Annotated in this window: 9 protein-coding genes; all 9 read right to left on the reverse strand. The window is 50.3% G+C overall.

All coding sequences use genetic code 11. The annotated features are described in order from the left end of the window. A partial coding sequence (locus ABIK47_07675; protein MEO0020491.1) for a 4Fe-4S binding protein occupies positions 1 to 1,143 on the reverse strand: 1,143 nt, incomplete at its 3' end. A 15-nt stretch (positions 1,144 to 1,158) separates the two neighbouring features. Continuing rightward, positions 1,159 to 1,758, reverse strand: a complete 600-nt coding sequence (locus ABIK47_07680) for an FAD-dependent oxidoreductase (GenBank protein ID MEO0020492.1) — start codon at positions 1,756 to 1,758, stop codon at positions 1,159 to 1,161. A gap of 11 nt (positions 1,759 to 1,769) precedes the next feature. Beyond that, positions 1,770 to 3,287: a heterodisulfide reductase-related iron-sulfur binding cluster gene (locus ABIK47_07685; protein MEO0020493.1), complete on the reverse strand. Its 1,518-nt coding sequence runs from the start codon at positions 3,285 to 3,287 to the stop codon at positions 1,770 to 1,772. Further along, positions 3,277 to 5,136, reverse strand: coding sequence for an FAD-dependent oxidoreductase (locus ABIK47_07690; protein MEO0020494.1), 1,860 nt, complete (start codon positions 5,134 to 5,136; stop codon positions 3,277 to 3,279). Before ABIK47_07690 ends, ABIK47_07685 begins: the two co-directional genes overlap by 11 nt. Then, entirely contained in the window at positions 5,133 to 5,666 is a 534-nt protein-coding gene (locus tag ABIK47_07695) for a 2-oxoacid:acceptor oxidoreductase family protein (protein ID MEO0020495.1), read from the reverse strand. The genes ABIK47_07690 and ABIK47_07695 overlap by 4 nt, the downstream gene beginning before the upstream one ends. After that, positions 5,653 to 6,525 (reverse strand): 2-oxoacid:ferredoxin oxidoreductase subunit beta, encoded by an 873-nt coding sequence (locus ABIK47_07700; protein MEO0020496.1) that lies wholly within the window; start codon positions 6,523 to 6,525, stop codon positions 5,653 to 5,655. The genes ABIK47_07695 and ABIK47_07700 overlap by 14 nt, the downstream gene beginning before the upstream one ends. Next, complete coding sequence (locus ABIK47_07705) at positions 6,522 to 7,670, reverse strand: 2-oxoacid:acceptor oxidoreductase subunit alpha (protein MEO0020497.1); 1,149 nt, start codon at positions 7,668 to 7,670, stop codon at positions 6,522 to 6,524. The genes ABIK47_07700 and ABIK47_07705 overlap by 4 nt, the downstream gene beginning before the upstream one ends. Before the next feature lie 9 nt (positions 7,671 to 7,679). Next, positions 7,680 to 7,961 carry a 4Fe-4S dicluster domain-containing protein gene (locus ABIK47_07710; protein MEO0020498.1) on the reverse strand — a complete coding sequence of 94 codons (282 nt, stop codon included), beginning with the start codon at positions 7,959 to 7,961 and terminating at the stop codon, positions 7,680 to 7,682. A 125-nt stretch (positions 7,962 to 8,086) separates the two neighbouring features. After that, positions 8,087 to 10,124, reverse strand: a 2,038-nt coding sequence (locus tag ABIK47_07715) for a FlgD immunoglobulin-like domain containing protein (protein ID MEO0020499.1), incomplete at its 5' end; no start/stop codon positions are given.

A 10,124-nucleotide genomic window follows, 5' to 3' on the forward strand; every position in this document is an offset into this window, starting at 1 on the left:
TACCTCAACCGTATAGGGCTCAGCAGCAAGCGTTTTCTGTGCCAAGAGCCTTGCCGCCCTGCCCGCAGCGGCACTCGCCTGGGTTACCGAATCCTTGATGTCCTTTGGTCCCTCAGCCCCACCAGCATAAAACACACCCCGAATCGGCGAGTCAACCGGCAGGAGTTTGGGATGAGCCTCAAGGAGAAACCCCTCGGTGTGCAACTGGAGCGAAAGGAGGTGCTGCAACTCGGCGGTATCCTTTCTTGGCTTGACACCGGTGGCAAGGACAACCAGTTCCGCCTCGTGCCTTTCAATCTTGCCGGTCTCGGTATTCTCAACATAAAGGGTGAGATTATTATTCTCCGGGTTCTCCTCAACCTCACCTGGAATCCCCTTGATGTATTTCACACCGAGCCTTTTTGAGCGCCAGAGCATCTCCTCAAAACCCTTACTGAATGCCCGCATATCAATGTAAAACACCTTGACATCCATTTCTGGATGGTGCTCCTTCAAAACCAGGCTGTCCTTGATGGTGTTCATACAGCAGATATTACTGCAGTAAGGGCTTCCCTGGTCAAGGCACCGCGAGCCAACACACTGGATAAAGGCAACGCTTTTGGGCTTCTTGCGGTCGCTTAACCTGATGAGCTCACCACCGGTTGGTCCACCAGATGATGCCAGCCGCTCAAACTCCATTGCGGTAATGACATTTGCCGCCCTACCATAACCGAAATCGCCCTTGTCAAACGGGTCAAAGGGCTCCATACCGGTGGCCACAATGATTGCCCCCACCTCAAAGGTAAACTCCCTGTCCTGGTCGTTTAAGTCAATGCACTTCTTATCGCACGCCTGCGCACATTTGCCGCAGGCAATCGGGTTCAGACCAAGGCAGTCTGACGGATTTAACACATAGGCGGCAGGAATCGCCTGCGGAAAGGGCTGATAGATGGCATGCCTTAGCGAGAGACCAAGGTTGAACTCGTCCGGAACTAACTGCGGACAGACCTTGGCGCACTCACCGCAGGCGGTGCACTCCTTTTCGTTGACGAATCGTGCCCTTTGCCTGACCGTTACCTTGAACTCACCAACATGACCACTAATCTCCTTGACCTCGGAGAGGGTCAGGAGTTTAATTTTCGGATGCCGACCGACATCCGCCATCTTGGGCGCAAGTATTCATATCGCACAGTCCATTGTTGGGTAGGTCTTGTGCAGCTGCGCCATCAACCCGCCCAGAGACGGCCCCTTTTCCACAAGATAGACAGGGTGTCCAGCATCGGCAAGGTCAAGGCTTGCCTGTATCCCGGCAACCCCACCACCAACAACCAGGACCGCATCCTTGATGGGAAAGCGGCGCTCGGTTAATGGTTTCAGATGCCGGGCTTTTGCCACCGCAATAGCGACCAGGTCGCACGCCTTTTTTGTTGTCCTTTCCGGTTCAAGGGAATGAACCCAGGAGCAGCCCTCACGGATATTGGCAATCTCTAAGAGAAACGGGTTCAAACCCGTCTGAACCAGACAGGCGCGGAATGTCGGCTCATGCATCCTTGGTGAACAGGCGGCAACAACCACCCGGTTGAGATTCTGCTCGGCAACCGCCTTCTGAATCTCCTTCTGCCCGGGTTCAGAGCAGACATAAAGACCGGTAGAACTGAAAACAACCCCGGGCAGGGTCCGGGCAAACTCTGCCACCTTTTCCACATCAACAACCGCAGCGATGTTGGTGCCGCAACGGCAGACAAACACACCGATACGTGCCTCTTTATCTGCGCTCATTTTGCTCCATTTTACTTTTCCTCATATAAAAGGTCAATAATATTGGCTATCTTTAAACCCCTTTTTTCGCCTCTGCTCAGGGCACAAGAAAGATGAATCTCACACTTTGAACAGGCGGTAACAAGCGTATCCGCACCGGTCTCTTTTGCCTCGTTCAATCTCCGCTCCTGCAAAAGTTTGACCGCCACACCGCACTCAAGCCAGGATGCCCCGCCGCAGCAGAGCGCCTGATTTTGATTGTGAGCCATCTCCCTTAACTCAATCCCATTTAAGCCTTTTATTAACCGCCTTGGCTCATCATAAATACCAAGATGCCTGCCCAGACGGCAAGGGTCCTGAAATGTTACGATCGCTCTTCTCTCGGAGCCACCGGGTTTGAAACCATTCCGGACAAGAAATTCGGTGATATGAACAAGTTTTAATCCGGTCTCACCAACAATCGCTGGATAATCAAGCTTAAATGTGCGCAAACATTCCGGACACAGAAAAACCACCTCTTTAACACCCGCCTCCTGAAAAACCTTTAGGTTATGTTCAGCAAGAGAACGCACCGGTTCTATATCACCCAGCCAGAGCAAATCATGACCGCAACAGCCCTCATCAAGAAGCACAACCGGTTCAACTCCAAGACTATTTATAATGCGAATCGCATTCTCAGCGGTCTTGAGCGGCTGCACCCCTAACTCCCGAAACAGAACATCAAAATATGGCAGGCAGCCGATAAAGAGAGCAGTTTCACCATTATCTCTCACCCTAAGTTCCGGCTTGAGCCAGTCCAGTCTTTTCTGCTTTCTTCTGTTTTCTGACATCATCCGAATAATCGTCTGCACAATCCCGGAATGGGCTTTAACCGGACTCGCCCCGTTATTAAAGGCAATCCCGCGCAGTTTCAAAACCGTCTGGGCAAACCCTTTGTTAGCAGGACAGACAGTGACACAGAGGTCGCAACCAAGACAGGCATAAAGCGCCCTTACCGGCACATTCTGACTGTTATCAAGCGCCTGTTTTATCAACCGTCTTGGTGAAAAGCCCAGTTCGGTTCGGGCAACAGGACAGATGCCCGAGCACCTGCCACAGTCAATACAGACAAAATTTGATGGACTGAAGCCTACCTCTGAAAGGGAAAACGGAACACGGAAGGCGGATTCTGCTTTTTTCCACTTAAGGCTGAGTGGTGGCTGCCTATTACATTTCAACCGCTCAATCGCCTCATCTGCTGAAAGAAAAACCACCTGTTCCTTATCAAAACCTAATAGATTGATTATCTCCTGAACCATCTGAACCTGAGAGCGCGCATTTTTCGGACCGACTTCGTGCCGGCATTTGTCATCGGGACAACCAATAAGCACAACCCTTTCGGCATCTGAACTGAGTGCATTCAGCACATCGCCCGCCCCTACCTGACCGATGCAACTAACCTGCCTTAACTCCAAACCTTGCTTTAAGAGGAAATCCTGACTGATTTGGGGAACCGTCCTGATACAGACATATGCAATTGCGTTTATTTGCTGGGATTTTTTATCTGACATTACTTCCAGCCTCAACCGGGGCAAAACCTTTCAGCGCCCCGCTCGGACAGACAGTAACACAGACTCCGCAACCACGACACCTTTTGTAGTCAACACTTGCAACCAAAACCCCTCGTTTCCATTCCTTCAGGTTGATTGCTTCGTGCGGGCAGACCTCAATGCAACGCTCGCAAGCCCGGCAAAGCTCCTCGTCAACCTGAACAATCAAGAGCTCAATCTCACCCCTAATTTGTTGACCCTCACCTTCGGCTCTTATCCTGACCTCTCTTCTGAACTCACCCTCAAGGAAAATGTTTTCCAGACCGTGAATCCTAATAAACACCTGCTCGCTCACCTCTCCTTTTTCATTCATCATCCGTAAAACCGCCTGGTGTTTGGGACAGGTGTTGTTGCAGCGGACGCACTCATCACAGGGACCGCAGCGCAGGCACCTTCTTGCCTCCTCTATCGCCTGTTCTGGTGAAAATGGCGCCTCCACCTCCTGAAAACCCCTGCGGGAGTTAACTGGCAAATATTTCGGTCTCGCCCTTTCTACTCGCACCGCGGTCAGTACTTTTGGGGCTATCTCCATCTCCGACCGAGGACCGAAGACCGAAGACTGGAGCGAAGATTGCCCGGTAATAAATTGATGAATTGCCTTTGCTCCCTCGTGCCCGCTCGCAATGGCATTAATCACGGTTGCCTCGCCACCTGCCGCATCACCGCCGATAAAAACACCCTCAGGCAAGTTGTTGATTTCCATCTCGGTCCTCTGTCCCAGTGCAGTAATAACCCAGTTAGCCTGAATGTTAAAATCTGAGCCTGTAATTGGCATAGGTTTTCTTCTGCCTGAAGAGTCAGGCTCACCCAACCGGCAGCGGACACAGCGCAAACCCGAAACCCTTTTCTCCTGTTGCACAAAACCAATCGGCTGGGTCAGAAATTCAAACCTTATACCCTCAATCTCCGCCTCCCTCACCTCCTCATCTGCTGCCGGCATCTCCCTTTTTGTCCGACGGTAGACAATACACACATCCTCAGCACCAAGCCGCCGGGCAACACGGGCAGAGTCAATTGCTGAATCACCACCACCAATTACCAGCACCCTGCCTTTTAGTTCATTCAATCCGCCATTATAGACCTTCTTTAAGAAAGAGAGGCTGTCAATCACACCCTCAATCTCATCTTCAAGAGGCAAACCCAATTTAATACTCTTCTGACACCCAGGGGCAAGGAATACTGCCGCATACCCATCTTTTAAAAGTTGCGCAGGGTTGTCTATTCTGGTGTTGAGGACAAGCTTGATGCCAAGGTTAAGGATTGAGTTTATCTCATCTTCAATAATGTTTCTCGGTAGACGAAATGGCGGAATTCCCCAGACAAGCATACCTCCTGGTTTATCCTGTGCCTCAAAGATTGTAACATCATAACCCAGCCTCCTTAAGTCATTGGCCGCTGTCAGACCTGCTGGACCAGAGCCGACAATCGCTACCTTTTCCTTCCTTTTCTGGGTAGTTACGGGTAAAACCGCCGGTTTTGAAATCAGTGCATAATCGGCAATAAACCGCTTCAATTGCCTTATCGCCACCGGCTCATCAATCTCGCTGCGCCGGCATTCAGCTTCACAGGGATGGGTGCAGACCCTGCCGCAGATTCCGGGCAAAGGGTTTTTCTCCCGCACCACCTCTAAGGCACGGAGAAAATCGCCTCTGCCAATCAGACCAACATAAGCCTTGACATTAACCCCTGCAGGACAGGCAACCCGGCAGGGTGAATCGGCAATCCAGGATAATTTATAGGATGCTGATACCCCTTCAATGTCCAGACCAATTTGACCTTTGTCTGGTATTGGCAGTCGGGAAGCGGTCATTTCTCCATGCCCTTTTCGTATCCCTTCTCCAGTGCAATCAGGTTCTTCTCCAGCAGACGCGCCGGCAAGGTATCCCTGATAGCATTAATCAACGCCTGTTTGGGAATTATCTTTGTTACCGCGCAGACAAACCCCAACATCACCATATTGGCAAACATCCGGTTGCCCAACCCTTCAGCAATTCTGGTCGCTGGGATGGAAAACTGCCTGACCCTGCCTTCGTCAGGATGAGGGCGAACAAGGTTTTCCTCAATTATCAGAATACCCCCATCCTTGAGCGTGGGCTCAAACTTCTCATAAGCCTCCTGAGACATCGCCACCAGGATGTCTGGTGCGGTGAGATAGGGATAGAGCACCTTTGTTTCCGAGATGATTAACTGGGCTGAACAGGCACCACCCCTTGCCTCAGGTCCAAAACTCTGAGTCAAGGTGGCAAACTTGTTATCATAAAGGGTTGCCGCCTTACCAAGAATCATCCCCATCATGATGATTCCCTGACCGCCAAAACCGGAAAGTTTAATCTCCGTCATCCATCGGTCCCTGATAAGGCACAAAGCCCTCGCCCACACTCTGCCGCAGATATTCATTCATCGTCTCCAGATAGGTGGGCTTCCGTTTCTGAACAAACCTGCCGACAATAATCTTCCCCTGATACTCAATCTCGCATTCCCGGGTATCAATATCGTTTCTGACAATTGAGTTATCCCGGTAATACTTGACAATATCCAGACCTGAGCCCAACTGATTCCTTCTGCCGTAAACGGTCGGACAGGGTGAAATCACCTCAATAAAACTGAACCCAGGGTGAACTAGCGCCTCCTTGATTGACTCTGTCAATTGCCTAATATGCAGCACGGTCCAGCGTGCCACATAAGTGGCACCACAGGAGTCAACTAAAAATGGGATGTTGAACGGGTGCTCGTATGAGCCATAGGGCGCGGTTGTGAGACGGGCACCTTTGGGTGTTGTCGGTCCGAACTGACCACCGGTCATCGCATAGTTAAAGTTGTTCACACAGACAACCGTCATATCCATATTGCGCCGAGCGGTGTGAATCAGGTGATTGCCGCCAATCGCCACCAGGTCGCCATCACCGGAAATAACCACGACCTTCAGGCGTGGATTGCCAAGTTTCAGACCGGTGGCAAATGGCAAAGCCCGACCATGGGTGGTATGGAAAGAGTCAAGGTTGACATAACCCGCTGCCCTGCCAGTGCAACCGATACCTGAGACCACAACAATATCCTCCCGGGGAATACCGCTTTCTCTGACCGCGGTGAGAAAGGAGTTTAAGACAATCCCCAAGCCACAGGTGGGACACCAGATATGGGGAATACGGTCAACCCTTAAAAGGTCATCAAGCGGATGAGTTTCCTGTTCGGTTATCATCTGACGCTCGCCATTATCGCCTCAAATATATCCTTAGGGTCATGGACCCAGCCACCGCAATGGGGCACAAGAAAAGTTCGGCAGCGACCGGCAACAACCCGCTCGAGTTCAAGATAGACCTGACCTAAATTTATTTCGGGCATCACCATTGCCTTGACCCGCTGTGCCAGTTCTGAAACCCGCATTTCTGGAAATGGCCAGACCGTAATCAGCCTGAGCATCCCCACCCTTACCCCCTTCTCCCTGGCATCCGCAATCGCCTTGAAGGCAACCCTTGCGCTTATCCCATAGGCAACAACAACCACCTCCGCATCCTCAAGGGAATGCTCCTCGCAGATGGTAATCTTATCAGCATTGTCCCGAATCTTTTTGACCAGCCTTGTTACACACAGATTTTGACATTCCGCATTGATAACTGGATAACCGCGCTCATCATGGGTCAACCCGGTAATGTGAATCCGAAAGTCTTTGCCTGCCCGCACCATCGGTGGCACACCATCAGCATCTGGCTGAAACGGCCGGTACTTCTCCTTTGGACCCCGATACCACCTGCGCGGCAGGGGTCTGATTTTCTCCTTTTCCGGCACAACAACCTTTTCGGTCATATGCCCGACACACTCATCCATCATCAAAAGCACCGGCACCCGATATCTTTCTGAAAGGTCAAAAGCGGTGATGGTCAAATCAAAGCACTCCTGGGGCGAGGATGGTGAAAGGGCAATGATTTCATAATCGCCGTGTGAGCCCCAGCGCGCCTGCATCATATCCTGCTGACCGGTAAGGGTTGGCAGACCGGTTGAGGGTCCGCCCCGCTGAACATCAACAACCACACAAGGGGTTTCGGTCATCACCCCCAGCCCGATATTCTCCTGCATCAGGGAAAAACCCGGACCCGATGTCACGGTCATCGCCTTTGTCCCTGCCCAGGCTGCACCCAAGATTGCCGCCATTGATGCCAGTTCATCCTCCATCTGAATAAAAGTGCCGCCCACAAACGGAAAGCGCTGGGCAATCCGCTCGGCAATCTCAGTTGAAGGTGTTATCGGGTAACCGGCAAAGAACCGGCAACCGGCAGCAATTGCACCCTCAGCACAGGCATAATCACCATCCCAGAAATGAACCCCGGTCAAAACCGATTTATCCATAAAAACAGGCTAAGTTTGAGGCTGAGGTTGCGGCTCCTCAACCGGTGTTGTCCAGATGGCAAACTCGGCGCAGATAATGGTGCAAAGCCCGCAGTTAACGCACCTTTCCGGATGAACAACAACCGGCGGATGATAGCCCCGACGGTTAAAATCTGGTGATGATTCAAGCACATCTTTCGGGCAATAGGTAATGCAGAAACCGCACCCCTTGCACCGCTCAATCAGAATATGAACCCTGCCTTGCGGCGGCTTCTTCTCATCAGAATCAAGAGGTTTACGCCATAACTTCATTGATGGAATTGAAATATAACTATAGCAGGTCAAACCTAAAGGTCAAGGAAAACTATTTTCTACCGTTCAGCACAAAAAGAGCCTTATGGTTTTACCTTCGCCTTTAAAAGTTAACCGGGCTAATCTTAATGCGCCAAGACAGCTTTCCCTGTAGCGGTGATTCCGAATGCATCAAGATGATAGAAATAGACCCCATTGGGAACCTGCCGATTATACCCATCCCTACCATCCCAGACAACTGTGTAACTCCCTGGCTTCTGCTCGCCGCTGATTAGTGTTCTTACCAGCCTGCCCTGAATGTCATAAATATTTAAACTCACCCTGCCCGGATAAGGAATCTGAAAGTGAATTAAAACATTACCAGAAGATGGATATAATTTGTTTATGCCGCCAACAACAGGCGTCATCGGCTCGTCAGCAATCCCAAGCGTTGTATCCCTGATTACCGACAGGCTTGACCCGTTATAATTGGCAATATATGTCCGTGAGTAAGCCGGAACAAATACCATCGCCACCGGGTCGGTGCCGGTCAGAATCTCCCGAATCCGCTGATTTAAACTGCCATCAATTACCCATACCCGGTCCAAACCCGAATCCGCACAATAAACCCGGTTTCTGATTGTATCAACGCTCAGGCAGGTCGGCTTTCCATATAAATTGATTGTGGCTATCACCGAGTCAGACACGCAGTCAATCACACTCACGGTTCCATCAAGCCGGTTAGCACAATAAACCTGGTCATTTGCCGGATTATATATTAGTGCCAATGGATAGCCACCAACCCTTACCCTCTTTATCACACTGTCCTGAACACCGTCAATCACTACAACCTCATCTGCCCAGGATGATGCGCAGTAGACCTTGTTCCTTGTGTAATTATAACAAAGTGCCAGCGGATACCTTCCCACCTGAACACCCTTTATCACCGTATCTGCACCACCATCAATTACCACCACCTTTTCCGCACCATAACAGGCGGCATAGACCTTGTTTCCTATGGAATTGTGGCACAGGGCAACAGGTCTGTTGCCAACAACAACCCTCCCAATTACCTCACCGGTCCCCCCATTTAATACCGTTACTGTTGAGTCCTGCTCAGGCCAGCGTCCGTAATTGGCACAATACACCTTATTGCCAACCGGATTGTAACAGAGAAACCTGGGTCCGCTGCCAACTGGAATATGATAGAGCAATGAATCTCTAACCGCATCAAACACACTCACATTCCCATCCTTCTCATTGGCGCAGAACACCCTTTGTGAAACCGGATTATAGCAAAGCGCTGCTGGCTGCTCGCCCGCCTTCAGATTGGCTATAACCCGGTTGGTGCTGGCATCAACAACTGTAACCTGACCGCCAAAAAGATTTCCGCAATACACCTTGCTCTCACCGACAAGACACAAGACCCGCGGGTTATTCCCTAAAACAACCTCACCGATAACCGTATCATTACCACCATCTATTATCGTAACATTATGACTCCCACGATTGGCGCAGAAAGTCCGGTTATCAACTGAGTCATAAATCAGAGCCCAGGGCTCCACACCAACTGTGATTGTCAACCGGACGCTATCCCTAAACCCGTCAATCACGCTTATCGTTCCATCATCCGCATTCGCACAATACACCCCATTACTCTTCTGGTTAAAACTCAGACTAAAAGGCGACCTGCCAACCCCTAATACCGCTATCACCGTATCATTCTTGCCATCAATCACCCTTACCTCATTACTGCCCTGACTCGCACAATATACCTTGTTAACCAGATGGTTGTAAAGCAATGCCAAGGAATACCTTTTTACCTCAATGGTGGTAATTATAGTATCAGGACCCGGCTTCAGGATAAGTAGCTCACTGACATAGGGACTATAAGGAGAGGCATAAAGCTTGTCATTTTCCCGATTGTAAACAAATGCGGATGGACAGGTGAATTCACGAACAACTTGTATTCTATGGATGATCGAATCTCCTGCGCCATCAATTGCAGAGATATAAATAAATTCACCTGAATAATGTTGTGTCCCTACATATATCCGGTCAACCACAGGAACATAGATAAGACCCACAGGCAGAATATCAACTAAAACCAGTTTCAGCAGACTGTCCGAACTCTCCTCTATAATTCCTACCGTAGAATCTGCATAGTAATTATATTGAAAGTTT

It is taken from the genome of candidate division WOR-3 bacterium (assembly GCA_039801245.1).
In the GTDB taxonomy this organism is placed as follows: domain Bacteria; phylum Hydrothermota; class Tepidihabitantia; order Tepidihabitantales; family Tepidihabitantaceae; genus JAOABP01.

Coding starts and splice junctions, on each gene's coding strand:
- ABIK47_07680 (MEO0020492.1), bottom strand. CDS start 1,758: ATGAGCGCAGATAAAGAGGCACGTATCGGTGTGTTTGTCTGCCGTTGC.
- ABIK47_07685 (MEO0020493.1), bottom strand. CDS start 3,287: ATGTCAGATAAAAAATCCCAGCAAATAAACGCAATTGCATATGTCTGT.
- ABIK47_07690 (MEO0020494.1), bottom strand. CDS start 5,136: ATGACCGCTTCCCGACTGCCAATACCAGACAAAGGTCAAATTGGTCTG.
- ABIK47_07695 (MEO0020495.1), bottom strand. CDS start 5,666: ATGACGGAGATTAAACTTTCCGGTTTTGGCGGTCAGGGAATCATCATG.
- ABIK47_07700 (MEO0020496.1), bottom strand. CDS start 6,525: ATGATAACCGAACAGGAAACTCATCCGCTTGATGACCTTTTAAGGGTT.
- ABIK47_07705 (MEO0020497.1), bottom strand. CDS start 7,670: ATGGATAAATCGGTTTTGACCGGGGTTCATTTCTGGGATGGTGATTAT.
- ABIK47_07710 (MEO0020498.1), bottom strand. CDS start 7,961: ATGAAGTTATGGCGTAAACCTCTTGATTCTGATGAGAAGAAGCCGCCG.